At 33.6% G+C, this 18,155-nt stretch carries 19 protein-coding genes; 3 read left to right on the top strand and 16 right to left on the bottom strand.

Annotated features, from left to right (window positions below):
- From RT228_RS05650 to RT228_RS05605, 10 genes are all read right to left on the bottom strand, one after another.
- A partial coding sequence (locus RT228_RS05650; protein ID WP_313138514.1) for an RNA-binding domain-containing protein occupies positions 1–1,200 on the bottom strand: 1,200 nt, incomplete at its 3' end.
- A 146-nt stretch (positions 1,201–1,346) separates the two neighbouring features.
- Positions 1,347–2,903: a DUF1186 domain-containing protein gene (locus RT228_RS05645; protein ID WP_313138495.1), complete on the bottom strand. Its 1,557-nt coding sequence runs from the start codon at positions 2,901–2,903 to the stop codon at positions 1,347–1,349.
- Positions 2,904–3,053: 150 nt separating this feature from the next.
- Positions 3,054–5,480, bottom strand: a complete 2,427-nt coding sequence (locus RT228_RS05640) for a TonB-dependent receptor (RefSeq protein ID WP_286385489.1) — start codon at positions 5,478–5,480, stop codon at positions 3,054–3,056.
- 212 nt (positions 5,481–5,692) lie between these two features.
- Positions 5,693–6,199: a GNAT family N-acetyltransferase gene (locus tag RT228_RS05635; RefSeq protein ID WP_006258226.1), complete on the bottom strand. Its 507-nt coding sequence runs from the start codon at positions 6,197–6,199 to the stop codon at positions 5,693–5,695.
- Positions 6,200–6,207: 8 nt separating this feature from the next.
- On the bottom strand, positions 6,208–6,975 hold the full coding sequence (locus tag RT228_RS05630) for an ABC transporter ATP-binding protein (protein ID WP_039329999.1): 768 nt from the start codon (positions 6,973–6,975) through the stop codon (positions 6,208–6,210).
- The gene (locus tag RT228_RS05625) at positions 6,972–7,970 is read right to left on the bottom strand and encodes a FecCD family ABC transporter permease (RefSeq protein WP_006258228.1); all 999 of its coding nucleotides are present in this window, start codon (positions 7,968–7,970) and stop codon (positions 6,972–6,974) included. The genes RT228_RS05630 and RT228_RS05625 overlap by 4 nt, the downstream gene beginning before the upstream one ends.
- Before the next feature lie 7 nt (positions 7,971–7,977).
- A complete protein-coding gene (locus RT228_RS05620; RefSeq protein WP_259638142.1) occupies positions 7,978–8,985 on the bottom strand; it encodes an ABC transporter substrate-binding protein in 1,008 nt (335 codons plus the stop codon).
- A 185-nt stretch (positions 8,986–9,170) separates the two neighbouring features.
- Entirely contained in the window at positions 9,171–9,620 is a 450-nt protein-coding gene (locus RT228_RS05615; protein ID WP_006258230.1) for a hypothetical protein, read from the bottom strand.
- Positions 9,621–9,627: 7 nt separating this feature from the next.
- Positions 9,628–10,335, bottom strand: coding sequence for a hydrogenase nickel incorporation protein HypB (gene hypB / locus RT228_RS05610; protein ID WP_006258231.1), 708 nt, complete (start codon positions 10,333–10,335; stop codon positions 9,628–9,630).
- A 10-nt stretch (positions 10,336–10,345) separates the two neighbouring features.
- Complete coding sequence (locus RT228_RS05605; protein ID WP_131540990.1) at positions 10,346–10,693, bottom strand: hydrogenase maturation nickel metallochaperone HypA; 348 nt, start codon at positions 10,691–10,693, stop codon at positions 10,346–10,348.
- A gap of 542 nt (positions 10,694–11,235) precedes the next feature.
- On the opposite strand from RT228_RS05605, the gene RT228_RS05600 reads away from it, so the two are divergent.
- Positions 11,236–11,829: a zeta toxin family protein gene (locus RT228_RS05600; protein ID WP_006258233.1), complete on the top strand. Its 594-nt coding sequence runs from the start codon at positions 11,236–11,238 to the stop codon at positions 11,827–11,829.
- The gene (locus tag RT228_RS05595; protein WP_006258234.1) at positions 11,807–11,953 is read left to right on the top strand and encodes a hypothetical protein; all 147 of its coding nucleotides are present in this window, start codon (positions 11,807–11,809) and stop codon (positions 11,951–11,953) included. The genes RT228_RS05600 and RT228_RS05595 overlap by 23 nt, the downstream gene beginning before the upstream one ends.
- A gap of 189 nt (positions 11,954–12,142) precedes the next feature.
- Here RT228_RS05595 and RT228_RS05590 read toward each other — a convergent pair whose 3' ends face one another.
- Both RT228_RS05590 and RT228_RS05585 read right to left on the bottom strand, forming a co-directional pair.
- Positions 12,143–12,817 carry a hypothetical protein gene (locus tag RT228_RS05590; RefSeq protein ID WP_259638144.1) on the bottom strand — a complete coding sequence of 225 codons (675 nt, stop codon included), beginning with the start codon at positions 12,815–12,817 and terminating at the stop codon, positions 12,143–12,145.
- A 99-nt stretch (positions 12,818–12,916) separates the two neighbouring features.
- Positions 12,917–13,285 carry a winged helix-turn-helix transcriptional regulator gene (locus RT228_RS05585; protein WP_006258236.1) on the bottom strand — a complete coding sequence of 123 codons (369 nt, stop codon included), beginning with the start codon at positions 13,283–13,285 and terminating at the stop codon, positions 12,917–12,919.
- Positions 13,286–13,379: 94 nt separating this feature from the next.
- Here RT228_RS05585 and RT228_RS05580 point away from each other — a divergent pair, with 94 nt between their 5' ends.
- Positions 13,380–13,982 carry a nitroreductase family protein gene (locus RT228_RS05580; protein ID WP_006258237.1) on the top strand — a complete coding sequence of 201 codons (603 nt, stop codon included), beginning with the start codon at positions 13,380–13,382 and terminating at the stop codon, positions 13,980–13,982.
- A gap of 245 nt (positions 13,983–14,227) precedes the next feature.
- Here RT228_RS05580 and RT228_RS05575 read toward each other — a convergent pair whose 3' ends face one another.
- The 4 genes from RT228_RS05575 to RT228_RS05560 form a co-directional block, all read right to left on the bottom strand.
- A complete protein-coding gene (locus RT228_RS05575; protein WP_006258238.1) occupies positions 14,228–14,716 on the bottom strand; it encodes a MarR family winged helix-turn-helix transcriptional regulator in 489 nt (162 codons plus the stop codon).
- Between the two features lie 61 nt (positions 14,717–14,777).
- Positions 14,778–15,113: a hypothetical protein gene (locus RT228_RS05570; protein ID WP_225581957.1), complete on the bottom strand. Its 336-nt coding sequence runs from the start codon at positions 15,111–15,113 to the stop codon at positions 14,778–14,780.
- A gap of 2,167 nt (positions 15,114–17,280) precedes the next feature.
- Positions 17,281–17,655 carry a hypothetical protein gene (locus RT228_RS05565; protein WP_051133862.1) on the bottom strand — a complete coding sequence of 125 codons (375 nt, stop codon included), beginning with the start codon at positions 17,653–17,655 and terminating at the stop codon, positions 17,281–17,283.
- A gap of 74 nt (positions 17,656–17,729) precedes the next feature.
- Positions 17,730–18,038 carry a hypothetical protein gene (locus RT228_RS05560; protein WP_006258246.1) on the bottom strand — a complete coding sequence of 103 codons (309 nt, stop codon included), beginning with the start codon at positions 18,036–18,038 and terminating at the stop codon, positions 17,730–17,732.
- Between the last annotated feature and the right edge of the window lie 117 nt (positions 18,039–18,155).

The raw sequence follows: 18,155 nt of genomic DNA, 5'->3' as shown, positions 1-18,155 counted from the left end.
TTGCATGGTGTCTTGCACGTTATCTTGCATGGTGTCTTGCACGTTATCTTGCATGGTATCATGGATGTTACCTTGCATGTTATCTTGTATGGTGTCTTGCACGTTATCACGTTCAACAAGTACAATTGGTTCTGCTGAAGGAAGGGTAATCTTCAAGAAGTTTTCTGAAAACTGAAAGCAATCTGTACCATAGGCCTGCAATATTCTAGGGACACCGGGCCCTAACTGTTCTACTAGGTCCAGGTCTTTAAATATTCGCATAATCTCTTTATTTCGCGGTACAGAGAAACCATAAAAAAACTCTTCTTTTGACAGTCCATCAGGCAATCCTCCATAGGAAGTAATCTCTAATCGGTCATCGAATATCTCAAACTTAGGAGCGATCTCTCGAGTATAATCATTATGTACAAAGGCATTTAAAACAGCTTCTCTCAAAGCGATTACATTCCATAAACGCCTTTCTTTCCTTTCTTTTGCTGTGATTTTAGCTAGAGTCCGATTCTCTACATTTAATTTATCTAATACTTGGTGAGTTGCTTTTATCAGTGATTCATAACCAAACTCATTACTCTCTTCTAACTCTACCCTATCTAGCCCTATATAACGAGCTACTTTAACAGAGACACTATTACTGTCACTCATTAGATAAGCAACATAATTATATTCTTCTTTCTCGGTTAAAAGCTCTAGATTAGTTGCGAACTGTTCATTTAATGTCTTATTGATAAACTGAAAATAGATATGTAGTTGCTGGAACTGTAATTGTTGTTTAGGAGATTTAATCTTACTAATAGAGTTCCTAGTTCGTTTACTATACAAATCTTCTATTAGTTTAGTGGTCATGGGTTCTGAAGAGCTTCCTATTCTAATAAATGTTCCTTTCTCTGACATTCCATATTTCTTGATATAATAAGGCTTCTCAGATCCACCTGCTATAATAATTTTTATAACATTCTTGCCCTTTGTATTTTCAACAACTAGATCAAATAGCCCTAAACAGGAAGGAAGTATATTAGTCTTTAACCGATCTTTAATAACTAGTTGATCCTGATCAAGATTCTTTACTCCTATAGGGATACCTTTATTATTAATACCTATATAAAGTACACCTCCTTCATTGCTATTTAAAAAAGCGACAACTTCTTTTTCTAAATCTGAAGTTAGCTGTTGTTTAAATTCTAGATGCTTATTTTCGAACATAGCTTTAGCATTATTAACCACAACTAAAATACTGATTACGAAACCAATAAAATAAATCAATTCAAATAAGCTTAATCTTTTTTAGCAAATAAAAAACCTCAATAGAATGCATCTATTGAGGTTTTTGATACTTTATTTTCTCTTGACTAAGCATTAGTATTCTTTAGTAAACAACACTTCTTATATTTCTTACCACTTCCACAAGGACAAGGATCATTTCTATTAACCTTTTGCGAATTGACAATTTGATGATTAGTGAACTGATTTAAAATAAAATCATTATACATCTCATTACTAACACTATCCATATCATCATCAGGTTCTTCATTACCTTCTAACATCATATTGATTTGTCTAATAGTCTTAATTTCTAATTGCAATACTGCATCTAAATCTCCTGTAAGATACATCATAACCTCTTCTAAATCTCCACAAGCCATGTAATCAACATACTCCAATTCAAATAACTTCTTAATTTCTGGCAATAGTTCTTTTGCCTGAATATCAACAACATCTCCTATCAAAAGACCTATAAAACCAGGATCTATTTCTTCTTCTTTTCCCTTGATATAATAATTCATGACAGCTTTCAAACACTTTATAACCTCTTTACGTCTTTTAGGTTGATGCAAAGCCAACTGTGCAACAGCAGATAACACAGCTGTTTTAGAATAAGTATATATAAGTGGTTTTTTGACGTAATCTAATAATACTTCTATTTGGTTTTGTCCTAATTCGTAGATAATCATCCATAAATATTCAGGCAACAGATCGGCAAAATACATGTATAAGTATTCTTCACTCTGTGCTAATACATGCAATAATTTAGGTAAACTCTCTGTTGCTTTTAACTCTCTTAATAATAATAAACTATTAAAAACAAAATTATAATTAGAACTATCAAATTCCTCTTTACTAAAATATGTATAACGAGCAATACTATCATCTAGCACAGCCTCTAAGTCATTTATCAAAGTGGTACGTGGTAAAGCTAACAACATCTGAACATCTTCTTCACTAAGTATTTCTTGTTTGTAAAGAAGTTCAATCTCTTTATGGTTAAACTTAGGTGCTAACTTCTTTCTTGTCTTAGGCTGCTTAATAGTTGTTCTCATATAATCTTCTGTCTCCATAGTACTCTTACTAAGAACCTCTGTAGCAAGAATAAAATTCTCAAAAGCATCTATTAATACTGATTCTGGATTTATCTCTTTAAGTATATCGAGTCTTATTCTGGCTTGCTCAAAATCACCTTTATAGACATAATACTGAACAGCTATATTAGACATTGCTTCTACTTCACTTACATGAAATACTGTTCGCTCAGGATACAATACCTTAAGGTCTAAAGAACTACCCAAAAGTTTTATAACCGTATCAAAGTCTCGATTATCAATACACATTGCTGCTTTATTAACCTTAGCAAATAAATATTCTGGGTGCTTTTTTATTATACTGTCATTCACCTCAATAGCTTTCTTGGTATTACCTTTTGTGTTATACCAAATCGATAAATAATTTTTAAACTGAGGAATACCAGGGTACGTAGCAATCGTTTTCTCTAATAACTTATCTCCATTTTTACTTCCCTGTATTGCCACTTCATGCATCTCTCCCATTAATTTTGCAACCTTAGGAGTTATTTTCTCATCTACTAGTTGATCATAAGTAATAGTATAACCTATTTGTTTTAGTTTTGCCATCATTAGAGCTATTAAAATACTTATGCTAAAATAATGCAAAAAAACCTTAACAGAATAAACTCTATTAAGGTTTTCTTTTTATCTAAAATAAATTATATTAAATGTTATCACAGATTGCTGTCTCAGATATAAAATCCGTGATATAAATATCTAAAAATTATATCCTAAAGACACCATCACATTACGAGGTGCGCCTGCGAATACTCTCGTATAGTCAAAACCTCCAAGGAAGTAATATTTATCAAATATATTATTCACATTCACAGCTAATTTAAACTTATCTAAGTGATAATACACTGCCGCATTCGCCGTCATATAAGCTGGTAGATATCCCCACTGAGCATTCCCCTGAGTATCTTTACCTACACTTTCACTTAATCTTCTCTGATCCACATAATAGGCTCCTGCTCCGAATCCCAACCCTTTAAGTGCTGTATCTGAAAAAACATACTTTAACCAAATACTAACTGAGTTCTTAGGAGCTCCAGGTAACAGTTGTCCTTCTTCTGAAGCGATAGCAGACTCTTTTACCTCTGTGTCATTATAAGTATAGTTGGCCATAATTTGAAACTCTTTTGTAAGCTGTCCTCTCATATCTAACTCTACCCCTTGAGAGATTACTCTACCTGACTGTCTATACACTGGTAATCCTGCTTCTGTCAACTGTCCTGTACCGATAAGCATGTCTCTTCTCTCAATTCTAAATAAAGAGAAATCCATTTGCAGCTGATTATCAAAGAAACCTGTTTTTAACCCTGTCTCTACCTGGAAACTCTTCTCTGACTTAAACGCACTATCCGCCCCGTAATCCTTATAATTAGCTACAAAGTTAGCAGCCACTGGCACATACCCCTGAGAATAACTAGCGAAATAATTAATCTTATCATTGATAAGGTAAGTTAACCCAACTCTAGGTAGCCAAGCATTCTGAGTCGCTGTAAAAGGAACCTTAGTATCAGTACTCTCTGACTTATAACTCTCATGTCTCAATCCCAATACCATTTTTAATCTTTCTCCTACAGAGATCTGATCTTGGATATAAACTCCTGTGCTCTTGTAAGGGCTCATAAAAGGATATTGTGTGTTTGATCTCCATACATAATTAGTAATATCAGCACCTTGATATACAGGATTATTCATGTCAAAAGTCAAAGCGACTACCTCTCCATTTTCTTTCTTACTACGCGCCTCGCGTTGGTAGCTATTTTTATCACCCTTATACTGAGCATAATCTACTCCTACTACGATATGGTGGTCGATATTTTCACCATATTTATCCCATTTTAAATAAGATACGAAGTTATCCGTATACTCCTTACCATAACGATCAAAGAAGCGTAGATTCACCACTGTGTTCTCTGGCGGGTTAGCATAGGTATTTAGTGTTCTGTGCTCATTTAAGTCTTCTTCATAGATAGACTTCATATAATTCACATGCAGATTTACATTATCTGTAATACGCTGTGTTAAGCGTCCGCTAAGTGTAGTAGTCTTGGTCTTAAAGTAATCTGAAGGTTGGCTCAAGGTAAAGGTACGTGGCAAAGCATATAAATCTCCTCCTTTAGTACTCATACCTCTATCTAAATAACCATTGAATTGATCGAATACTAAATCTACATCAAAGGTCGTTCCCTCCACTGGTTTAAACGTGAATGAAGGCGCTACTGCAAAGTTCTTGCGGTTATTAATATCTCTAAAGGTTTTAGAACTTTCGTACCCTGCATTTAAGCGATATAATATCTTCTTATCTTTATCAATAGGTCCTCCTACATCAATAGTAGTTCTTAAGGTCTCAAAGCTCCCTGCTGAGAAGTTAATTAACCCTTTGTGATTTTCTAATGGCTTTTTAGTAACCATATTAATTGTTCCTCCTGGTGCAATATCTCCAAATAAAGAAGCTCCAGGTCCTTTAAGAACTTCGATACTCTCAAAGTTAATCGTCATCGGCGAACGATAGTAACTCTCTCCAAAACCGTAGGCAGAACGCATTCCATTTATTAGACGAATACCGTTGTCATATCCACTTTTAAATCCACGGATAACAAACTCATCATAGACTGACGCCTGTGTTACACCTGCCAAATCAGGAATTACATCTGCTACCTGGAACACTTGTTTGTCCTCCATTAACTCACTAGACACAATAGAAATAGACTGAGGTAAATCCTTTATTCTCCCATTGTACTTTCCTCCTAATACTGTAGAGTTGGTTAAATAAGAATTATTTCTTCTTGCCGTTACTAGAATCTCTTGTAATTGACTCACATCTTCTTCAAGCTTAACAACAAAACCTTCTTTATAGCTCTCCTCTGTAAGTTCTACTGACTTTTGCTTATATCCTAAAGCATTAATCTGTAGTAAAAGAGGAAACTGTACTTGATCTATTGTTTTAAACTCCCCTCGCTCATCACTCTCTTCTACATGATCAGTACCGATCGTAACAGTAGCATAAGCTATGGGATTATTCTTCTCTCCTAATATTCTACCCGATACCTTCTGAGAAGTTTGGGCATTAGAGAGATAAGGAAGTAATAAAGACAATGCTATTATTCCTGATTTATGTAAATATATTTTCATTAGTAAATGTGTTTCTTAATTTATATCCGATATAGGTATTCTCAAGTTTATTATCACTTGGGAATGAGTCCGTAGTAAGTCCGTTATGAGTCCGTAGTGAGTCCGTTATTTTATCCAAAATAACGGACTCATGATGAACTTACATTATAAACACTCAATTCTTATTCAGAACAGAGGTATTGTAAAATGGTAGTAAAAACTTACAATCCTGGTTATTTATCCCTAACCGTTCTATCCATATGTAGTGTCTCAAACTCACCATACATCGTCGTTTTAATGAGTTGAAAACCTTGTTTTTGCCAATATTCAAAAGCTCCTGTTAAGAAAGGATGCGTATGTAAATACAACATATCTATCCCTTTCTCCTTGGCTACTTCTAATAAAGCATTAAACAACGTGGTTGCTAATCCCGTTCTTCGATAAGCAGGTTCTACAAAAAGACGAGCGACCTCTACGGTACGATTATCTCTATAATCTAAATAGTCAAAACGATAATCATAAGGCATCATTCCTATCACACCCATGATATTATCATCGTGATCTCTTGCCTGTAGAAAACATCCATCTGGATGTAAGAGATAAGTCTGTTCAAAGTGTAAAAGGTCTTGGGGGACTATAGTACTATCTAACATGGGAAAAAGACCTTTTCTAAATGCTTTGACATATTCTTTTATATCTTGAGCTTGATGTAACTCTACTTTACTGATCTGAATATTCATAATACCAACTATATTAAAGGCATAAACATAGGTTTGCCTTGATTATCTATACGGTGTAATGGCAACTGATAAGTCTCTTCTAACAATCGGTGTAACTCTTCCCCTTGTACCTCTTGAATATCTATCAACTGTTTGTTTTGCATCAGATAAAATCGCTCTCCATACATAAACGCAAGGTTGGGGTCATGCATCACACAGAGTACAGTAGTACCTTCTTCTGCTAATTGTTTAATACACTTTAGTACAGCTACCTGATAATGTAAGTCTAAATGATTAGTCGGTTCATCGAGCATCAACACCTCTGGCTTTTGCACTAATACTCTACACAATAAGACTAACTGACGCTCTCCACCCGAAAGTGAGGTATAAGGTTTATCTATCAAATGAGATAACTGAAAGCGAGATAATATATCGACTACCTCTTGAAAATCTTGTTCTGCAGGAGCAAACTTCGCAAAAGAAGCCCTCCCTGTTAGAATAACTTCTTTCACCGTAAAAGGAAAAGTAGTCTGATGAAACTGATTTAAGAATCCTATACGCATATATTGTTCTTTTCCAAGTTTAATCATTCTGCGTTCTTGTCCATCAAAACACACCTGTCCGTGATACTTCTTTTCTAAACCTGCTAGGATATTAAACATCGTAGACTTACCACTTCCATTTCGCCCTAGTATAATAGAGAGTTTACCTCGCTCAAAAGACGCATTCACCCTGTCTAAGACCACTTCTTTAGCATAAGAAAACACTAAGTCTTGTATTTCTATCAACTGTCTCATGCGCTCCAACTCGTTAAACTCTTCTTCATCAAATAAATAAATATAGGTGCTCCTATAATCATCGTAAACACTCCTACTGGAATCTCAAAAGGCATTACAGCACGAGAGAAATCATCTATCAACAATAGAAAAGAACCTCCTATACTGATATTAGCCCAAACGCCAATATTGTTATTAGGTCCGAATACCATTCTACTCATGTGAGGTACGATCAGTCCGAATAGACTAATCACTCCAACTGCAGCTACCGAAGAAGCAGTAATCATCGTCGCTACACAGATAAGAACAAGCTTCAAATACTTCGGGTTCACCCCTACGGCTAAAGCTTCATTATCTCCTAACGACAAAAGGTTAAGCTTCCAACGCAGTAATACAATTATAAATAAGCCCAAAAGTATAGGTGCAAAAGCGGTATATACTTTAGACCAAGAAGCGGTGTGTAAGTTTCCCATTGTCCACTGCACTATAGCTTGTAGTTTATAAGGGTCACTCATATATTGTAACAAGGTTAGCAAAGCTGTAAATACTCCTGATACGATAATTCCTGACAAGACCATACTTACTATAGAAGTACGACTCCCTGCATAAGATACTGTATAAGTCAATGCTACAGCACATATCCCAAAGGCAAAGGCAGATAGATTAATCGATATAAAAGGAAATAGCATAGCTAGAGCAGCTCCGAAGGCAGCTCCTGAAGAGATACCTAAAGTAAAAGGGTCTACTATAGGGTTGCGAAAGATAGCTTGTAGCACTCCTCCTGATACAGCAAGAGAGGCTCCTACTAAAAAGGTTAAGATAATACGGGGCAAACGCACTTTCCACAAGATAGTCTCTATCGGGTCTGTAGAAAGTTCTGAACTACTAAACCACTTCACAGCATGGCTAAATAGCTCTGCTGGAGATAAAGTCCCCGTAGTTCCCAACATAAGAGACCCTATTAATAACCAAATAGGGATAATCCACAATAACCCAACTTTAATGCTATATCTCATATATGGTTTATTTCTGACCTTTTGTATTGTATAATATATTCATCGCTTCATCTATCTCTGCTCTTAGCGCATCTTCTGTGTACTCAGGGTAACTCCATTGACGAACTTGTTTGGCAAATAATAAAAACTTCACTGTGTGAGGATCGTATAAGAATGAAGGTTTCATGACCTTTACTTGTTTATTTACTACTGCAGGTAGATTAGCTAATTCGCTTAACCCATATACATCGCGCTCATTAGAATTCCACAGAAGGATGATATCAGGATTCCATTTGTACAGCATCTCCGCTCCTACATTAGGTGCTTGCATCTCTAAAGGGCATGCATTAATAGCACCTGATAATGTAATCGCCATATCCATTAAAGTACCTTTACCCGAAGTAGAAAGCACTCGTCCTTTAGACCAAGCATAATATACTTTCTTTGGGCTTTCTACCTTAGAAGCTTCCATTTCTACTACTTCTTTTTCTATATAATCTGTGATTTTAGTAGCACGATCAGCTTTCCCCAGTAGTGTTCCTATTCCCTTAAGTTCACTGATAATTCCTTTTTGATCTTCACTTGCAATGGTAAATACTGCGATACCTAGATCTTCTAGTTGCGCTACAGCTTCTGCATCTTGATCAAAAGTGATGACTAAGTCTGGCTGAAGTCCTATAATCGCCTCCACATTAGAAGACCCTCCACCGAAAGTAGGTGTGGCAATCTCTTTCTTTGCCATACGACTATCTAAAGTAGATAGAAAAGAGAAAGTATCTTCATTCAAATAAATTTGTTGAGGAATACCCACTAACTTCTCTTGTGCATCTAACATAAATACATCGTCTACTAGAGCCTCGTATAAAGCTACTACTCTAGTAGTAGGCTTAGATAAACGAACCTCTTTACCTCTACTGTCTATTGCTACAAGTTCTGTTGAGGTTGGTTCTGTAGATTGTGTTGATTCTGTACTTTGTTTACACGATTGTAATAATACAAGTGAAAACAATACAGTTAATAAATATCTTAATTTCATAATTCTTAGAATTTACTCGTCACGGATTACAAATCTGCGACAACTGAGTACGGTTTATAGTTAACAGCTTACAGTTAACGGTTTACGGTTTACAGTTAACGGTTTACAGTTTACAGTTTACGGTTTACAGTACTATCAGGCTTCTGTTTCCTGTTTTCAGTTTCCAGTTCCCTGTTTTCAGTTCCCTATTTACTGTATTTCTTTTTAAGCAAATGTTGTGTGAGCAACTGTCTCTTCTCTAGCACAATATTATTTGCAAACTTGTTTGCCAATTGTTCATATAGATTACCGTCATAAGGCACTAAGAAGGTGTTATCTCCTTCTATAAACACAGGTAGATGCCTATTGCCTATATAAAAAGAGAAATCAGCTACCTCTTGTCCTTTATCCGATTTAAACTGTATTGTTAAAGTGGGTTTAATAACAAGTTGAGCGATTAATTCTCCTTGACAATACAATGCATCAGCGTGTTGCCAGTCCCTATTCTCCTTCAGTAGATGTAGTTCAACCCCGTTAGTAGTCAATCGATGAAATAGATGCTTTTGTGTTTCGAACCATTCGATTTCAAACACATCTATTCCCTCAACAATTCGTTCACGAGGTTGAATATCATCTATATAAATTGTTTGTTGCATAGGTGAATTACTCTGCTGCGTTTGCTTTTTTAGCTTTTACACGTTCTTTTAACCATTCGCACCACTCGTCTATTCCCTCTCCATTCGTTGTACTAATCGTCAATACTTCGATATTTGGGTTAACCTCTCTAGCATCTTTCGTTACATTCTCTACTGTAAAAGGAACATAAGGAAGTAAGTCGGCTTTAGACACTAACATTAATTCACTAGTCAAAAACATACGAGGGTATTTCTTCGGCTTGTCATCTCCTTCTGTAGTTGCTAATAAAGTAACTCTATAGTCTTCTCCTAAATCAAAAGCAGATGGACATAATAAGTTCCCTACATTCTCTATGAATAATAAATCCGTTCCTTCTAAGTCAATATGATCTAAAGCTTGAAGAATCATCTGTGCTTCAATATGACACATTCCTCCTGTTACGATCTGAAGTGCATTTAACCCCACTTCTTTCATACGAACAGCATCTCTATCAGTCTCTGGATCTCCTACTAATACTGATATGTTTAAGTCTTTTCCTAGACGTTTACCTGTTTCTTGCATTAAAGTCGTCTTACCAGAACCAGGAGAAGAACAAACATTAATAACACAAACATTCTTTAAGCGTTCTCTAATAGCATTAGCTACAAAGTCATTTGCTTTTAACAAGTGTAATGTGGTATTATCACATTGTAATGAACCTACGCGATTTCCTAAACTTTTTGGATTCGATGCCATAAATAATGATTTATAATGATTGTTTAAATATTACTTTTGAAATATATAATTCGTTGCCTTGTACAATATCAGCTGACGGAGTACCACATGGGCAAACAAATCGGTGATACTCTACCTTAAATTCTTTATCACAACTGTGACAATGCGCTATGATATCATTGACCACCACCTCTAACTCCATGTCTCTATAGACCTCATTATCGATGATAAAGGCATCAAAGGCGTTCTGTATCAGCACAGGCTGTACATTAGATAACAACCCTGCTGTGACCTGTATTTTCTGAATATCTTCTACTTTAGCCTCATAGTGCTCTTCTAGTGTAGAAAAGATATCTTTCACGATTGACAATTCATGCATCGCTTTACATTTTAATTCTATATATACTCTACTATAACAGATAAAAAGGTATCTACAATTTTTAGACCCTTTTTTGTTTAACTGTGAAACTTGAAGTAATTCTTTACAGTTAAACTGTTTTTTGATTAGTGTGGATTCTCGCTGATTAGGTCAGTACTATTCTTTTCGGTTTGAATAGACACTAATTTCACTTTTCTTTACAAAATACTTTAAAGTGGTATTTCTAAGAATTGCTGTTGTTAATAAATCAAAACCAATCACATACTAGCCACGCCCCCTTTATTAACGGTACAAATGTAAAAACACTTCTCCATCAAGAATAGCACAAATCTTGACTATACTACCATAAAATAGGCATTCACATTTCTTTAAGAGTAGTGGATATAGGGAAATGAAGGAACGAGGAAGACACATAAAAACCTCACAAAGTTGACTGTGAAATACTTTCTTTACAAACACAATTGAATAAGACAAAGTATTTTAGTGTAAATATTCTTTTGTTTTAAATAATTGGTAAATGTATCTTTATGAAAACTAAGAGAATGAGGGAAAAGAACCTATATATAATAGCAGGTTGTAATGGAGCAGGAAAAACAACTGCTTCTTTTACCATTTTACCAAAGATTTTAGACTGTAAAGAGTTTGTAAATGCTGATGAAATAGCTAAAGGCTTATCTCCATTTCAGCCAGAAAAAGTAGCGTTTGAAGCAGGAAGAATTATGCTTAATAGAATTAACGAGCTCTTTAAGGATAACGAAGATTTTTCATTTGAGACAACTCTAGCAACCAAAAGCTATAAACAGAAGATTTTATATGCAAAAGAAAACGGATATAATGTAACGCTATTATTTTTTTGGCTTAAGGATTTTCAATTAGCGAAAGAAAGGGTAAAAGAAAGGGTTAAGGAAGGTGGACATAATATCCCAGTAGATGTGATTGAACGTCGTTACATAAATGGAATTATAAATCTTTTTGATATTTATTTAGATATAGTGGATGAATGTCTTATATTTGATAATTCAGAAGGGAATCATTTGCTAATCGCAGAAAAACATATTGGAGAATTGATATCTATTCACAATCCTGATAAGTTTAATGCATTAAAACAATATTATGACAGCAGAAGAAAGAGCTAAAAGAAAAGAAAAGATCATAAAAGGATTAGAGCTTGCCTATGAGAATATGATCGCTTTTAAGAAAGAAAAAAAGAGTAAAATAGTTGTAATACGAGATGGGAAAATCGTCAAGTTAAACCCTTAGTATTTGATTGAATATAATAGATGAAGGCTATCTGATTACTCGGATAGCCTTTTTAGTTTACAGTAATCGTTTTACGTAAATCTATATTCAGGACAAATGCAATAAAAAACCTTACCTATAATCTAAAAAGAAAACAAAAAAGCCGAATATTTAACGATACCTGTCTTTTTACATATTGTACTAAGTTACCTATCCGAACTTAGCGTTTAAGAACTCTTCTCTTTCTAAACCTAAACAATCTGCAAAATACTTAGCAATCATTTCTCTAAGCTCCTTTTCATTCATTGTATTAGGATCTCTTCTACTCTTAAAATAGTTTTTCTCAACCATTAGTTTGACCAACTCACCTACCATCTCTACTTTAAACTCCTTCCTATAATCCTCAGCTACTTTATAAGCAAAGAGCCAAATAACTCCTCCTAACATTGCATACAATGTTGTAAAAAATAACAATACAAACAACACTAAAAAAGTAACCACAAGTATAGTAACAACGTCATCCTTCATTTTTAAGATATGTAACTTAAATCCTAAATCTTCTTCTACCCTATTAATATTCTCAATACGATTCTGTTTAGGAAATAATTCTTCTAATCGAGTACTCGGCTTTATATCAGACTCATTTGTATACTTATGAAGAATTGTTCTCAGTTTATAAAAAGCTTGTTGAGAAGTACAGTCTTCTTTTTTCTCTTGCTTAAAATAGCTAACTATTAAATCTAACATCTCAGCCACATTCCTTACTTCCGCAAGTTTCTTAGGATCTAAAGGCAAGTCATATTCATTCACAAAGTTTTCAATGGCATAGTCTAAATCTTCATATTGGAATCCTTTAAACACAAAAGGTTCTTTTACTCCCTCCATAACCAATTCATTTTTAAACACCTAAAATAACACTTATTCCTTTTCCCTAAACACAGAATCAAAAAAAAGATACTACATCTCTGTAATATCCTTTCTAAGTTATTCTAGGGAACAAGGAGGTGGACTCACCACGTGCACCTTGTCATTATTCTTGATAATCTCTTTTCCAAAATCAGAAATAGTCTGGATAAGAGGAAGCAATGTTCTTCCAAAATCAGACAATTCATACTCTACTCTTAGAGGAGGCTTACTAGTATACACTGTTCTAATGACAATACCATCTGCTTCTAACTCCTTAAGTTGTAAACTCAAAGTACGCTCTGTGATATTGACCAAATCTTTTCTAAGCTCACTGTATCTCTTTTTTTCGGCAAGGTACTTTATAATTGCAGCTTTCCATTTACCTCCTATAAACCTCATCGTCACACTCGTACTACAAGGATAATCTTTATCGTCTATACTATACATTAGTTACTATACTTTTTGACCGTTATTGCAAATATAAATCACTATACTTAAGTTTGCAACTATAAAAATGATAGTTTAATTTAATATTAGAAAAATGAGCTTTTTAGAAATTGCTAAAAGTAGATACACGACTAAAAAATATGATTCTACTAAAAAAATAAGTGGTGACAAAATAGAACAATTAAAAGATATACTACAACTAAGTCCTTCATCGATTAATAGCCAACCATGGAAATTTACTATTGTTGAAAGCACAGAAGTAAAAAATCTATTAGCAAGTAACTCAGCTTTTAATCAAACAAAGATAGAAGATGCTAGTCACTTAATTGTGTTCAATGTACTAAGTACAAAAGAATACTTTGAGAAATTGCGTTTAGAAAATGCAGCTGAAGGTTCTAAAATGTATTACAATAATTTTCTAAAACCTAAATCGGAAGAAGAGGTTACAGCTTGGTTAAAAAATCAAGTATATATTTCATTAGGATTCTTCTTAGCAGCTTGTGGTACAATGGGAATTGATGCAACACCAATGGAGGGTATTAATACCCTAGAGTTTGATAAGATTATCAATGAAGATGGAGTTTACAAAAGTGTTTTTGCTGTAGCAATAGGATACAGAAATTCTGAAGATACTAACCAACCATCTGTAACTCCTAAAAATCGCCTAGATAAAGAAACTACAATAGAAGTTAGATAATTAAACTACAACTCATGTTACTTCTAACAACAAAAAAGCCAAGAAATCTTATCCTTGGCTTTTTTATTTTACACAATTGTCTTCTAAAACTCAATTCAAAACAAGCAACCCACACACCTCATAACGCATTTTAAAAGGTATTTTAAAACACTTTACACACTTGCCAAACATTTACTCATTCAAACAAAAACAAACTCTTAAAACAACTTGTTTTGAATCAAACAAAAAACCACGCCTAAGAAACGTTACTTCTCATCGTTCGTCGAAGTACTCTCTGAATGATTGTGATTCTCAAACAATGATTTCAAATTAAGATCAACAATAGGACGATAGGGTCCCAATACATTAAAAAAAGTATTGTCAACTTCCTCCACAACCTTCAATGCTTTTTGTAAAAGTTCCACTCCACTCGGAGTTAAAGTAATCACTTTTGCACGTGTATCCACAGGGTGATCTTTACGCTTAATTACCTTCTTCTCTTCGAGGGTTCGAAGTACTTTTGACACCATCATACGATCCGTATTACTGTGATTAGCAATATCTATTTGTGTAACATTACTCTCCTCTTTTGACAACCATCCCAAAGCAGACATCAAAACAAACTGTGTATGTGTAATGTCTAATTTATCCAATTCTCTTTTCATAGTACGTTGCCATAACATCGTTACTTGCCATAACAAATATCCAGAACTTTCTTCAGGAGTATTAAACGGGAAGCTTACTTGATCAATCATATTACTTTATTCATTAATAATTATTACATTTTTTTCACAAAACATAAAAGCACTTAAAACACTAAACAGATTCTTTATCTCTATCTGATTTTTGTCTTAAGTGATGCGTCCAATGCATCGGTATTAATCTAAACCACTCACTAGCGTTTAAATAATCAAAGCCGGGATGTGGTGTTTTTCCTCCCAAATCATTTTTTAATAATTCTTTCCAAACACACATCATTTCGTCAACCTTCTGCAATCCTAATTCGACTTCTTTTTTACGAACTGGAGCGATAGGAGTATAATCATCCGAAGCAGGTACTTTTATCTTCACAGGAGGAAATTTACCTAATATAGTATAGACCATAAACCCCTTAAAATTCTTTCTCTTATTACAGTTGTTTTTCGTCTTCACACAACACTCAATTTACTTGCCTTGAAAATACAATGTAGAATTAATTAGATGTAAATAAATCTGCCCTAAAGACCAATGATCTACTGATCCATTTTTAGAAATTTCCACTTCAGAATATGTTTCTAATGCTTTTTTTCATACTTTTGAAACCTGCTCAAAGTCCCTAAAACTCTTCTCTATACTACTCATCACTTAAATATTGTTGTTACAAATATAGTAATCACAACAACAATATCAAACACAAAAACAAGCAAAACAAAACAATAAATTATTAATTATTAATATTCAGAAATTTACAAGAATCATATAAAGTTTTAAATCATATTACTTTAAATACTTATTTATTCAAACAAAAAGTATTTTCACTTTAAAAATAGCATTTTTAACAAGTAAAAATGACATTAAAATATCTCCTAAAAAGACTGCCATTTTGACAAAAAACCTTTTCCCTAAAAACAAAACATCTACCATCTCCTTAAAACACATCAAGCTTCACTTGAGTTAAATAAGACTTAAAGTAAAACTTTATATAATCAACATAACTTAATACACAAAATCGCTCACCCCCTTCTTAAATAGAATACAAAACACCTCCTTATCTAACACAAAAAAGCATTGGTATAAGAACACAAAAACACCCTTTTTTTACAAAACTACCAGACACGATCTCCCACTCTTCTCTTATATATATGTATTAAAAAAACACATACTTTCCCTTCTTCTTTATTGCTTATCACTAAAGCCCATTAAACAAATAGAACTACAATTAGTGCACAGCAGATCTAATAACACAATAGTACTTTTTACCGTAATAAAAGAAAATAACAATCTTTAAAAAAGTAAGTCAGATCAACCAAATTAGCAGCACATAAAATTAATACCTCAAAGAAACTACCTGACTAAAAACTTAAACTCTCCTAAACTAATCACCTTGTACAATAAAAAAACATCCAATACACCAAACCGAATAGTTATAATTTACACAACAATAAAAATCATATATATTCTACTTTACACAAACACTAAAGGAATAACACAAAGCATCAATAACAATTTCAACAAAATAATTTACTGATAAAATAGCACCAACATAAAACAAGATGTCTTTATTACACTAAAAAACAAAACAACAAGACACATAGAAACAAGACTTATCTATATTGTAAAAAAGACTCACAATACAAATACCTTATTAAGACTTAAACAGAGAAATACAGAATGACAAAAAACAACAATACTCAACTTGATAAAATGACTAGACCTCTCCTAATTGATAAAGTAAACAGAGGTTAAAAAGGAATTATACCACAACTATACTTCTGCCAAATAGAAGCACAAAAAAGGGTAAAGCACCTCTAGCTACTCTACCAAAAAAGGGTTATTTAAAATATAAAGGAGGCGCAAAAAAAGAAGTGTGATTGTATTAAAAAGCCATACTAAGATAGCTATTATAGTATTAAAAGAGGTCCAAAACACCTCATTTTACTTCTCAAAACGATTAACAAAACAGTAAAAAGTATTACAAAGAACACTAGAAGCACCACACCTCACAAGAGTTATTAGGAAGTGTAATAATGAAAATCTTTCATTAGAAGGCTTTAAAATGCTCTAAATACAGTAAGAGTAGTCATTCCATAATCAAAACAACGCACTTACACAAAACACTGTAAATAAGCAAAATACAGAATAAAACTAAATATATAAAAAGATAACTAACACAAGTAAAGCTAGTTAAAAGAAAGGTTAGTTTGGCGTAGTTTCTAACCCTTATCTGTACAAAAAACTTGTTTATAGCCCAAAAAAGCAGATGTATTACTAGCATTCCTCCTATCCCTATAAACCAAAAAAACAGGTATATACCTAGGTCAACCATACCACATCGAGAGCCAGAGAACTCATCTATTGGATATAATTTTGAGACAAATACAGAAGGAAAAACAATCAGGAATAAGAAAAAAATAAGAGCAGATAATGCATATCTCTACCCTTAATTCCCTTTTTATAGAAGATTAAATACCCTAATATTTGAACTACTAAGACTGAAATAATGGTCACTAATGGGTTGAGATAATAAAACATACTGACGAATTTATAGATATCAATGTTTAGGGATTTATCCCAACTATTACTTATACAAAGTAAAGAAATACCACCACATAATAGTTAGCTATTTATAGCGATTCTCTTTTCGAAAGCGGAATAAAACAGTATTATTAAGAAGATAAAATACACCTGCTCCACTAAAATACATCACGCAATCTAACCAATCTCCCGTATAACGAGGATTGTGCTGAGGTAAATACCACTCAAAGTAAACACTATAATATAAAACCACAAAAAGGATAAGCGATAGAGGTAATAGAAGATCTGCCTGCTTCTTTAACTTCCTCAATATGTATTGACAGATACTCAATGCCAACGGTAGAGTCAGAAAATCATTGACATAATTGTTAACCCAAGCAGGTAAAGCAATATGAGATTTCTGCAAAACATAGATAACAACAGAAATACAAAGGGCTATATAGAAAAGTGTTTTCTTCATACAAGTATAAAAGAGGAACGATTACAAGTTGTAACAGCTCCTCTCATTCTAATTTTTAAAAACTAAACGACCTACTATGCTGCTATAAATCCAATAAGATAAGCTATCCCAGCCATGATAGATACCCCTACCACCCATATAGCATTGACTATCATAGCTGGCACTCTGATAAAAGGATTGGGGTGCTTGAGCATTCTACGAGTAAATTTCTCAAAACTAGTTAGTTCTCTATTTACTTCTTTTTGTATTCTTTCATTGACAACTCTTTGTTGTTCCATTTGACGGCGTAAAACCACATTGATTATCTCTCCACAATTCGTACAATAATCACTATTGACATTCTCTGTTTTACACTTTTGACAAGTGATATAATGCTTACTCATTTCAGTTTGTTTTATCAATAAACGTTACTATGTTATATAAACAGGGCAAAGTTTAAACAATCTGAAGGATTAAAAAAGAACATTTACCGTCCAAAATTGTTCTAATTCACTCTTATT

The sequence above is a fragment of the Myroides sp. genome (genome assembly GCF_032073645.1).
GTDB lineage: Bacteria > Bacteroidota > Bacteroidia > Flavobacteriales > Flavobacteriaceae > Flavobacterium > Flavobacterium odoratimimum.
This window is presented reverse-complemented; position numbering and strand designations above follow the sequence as displayed.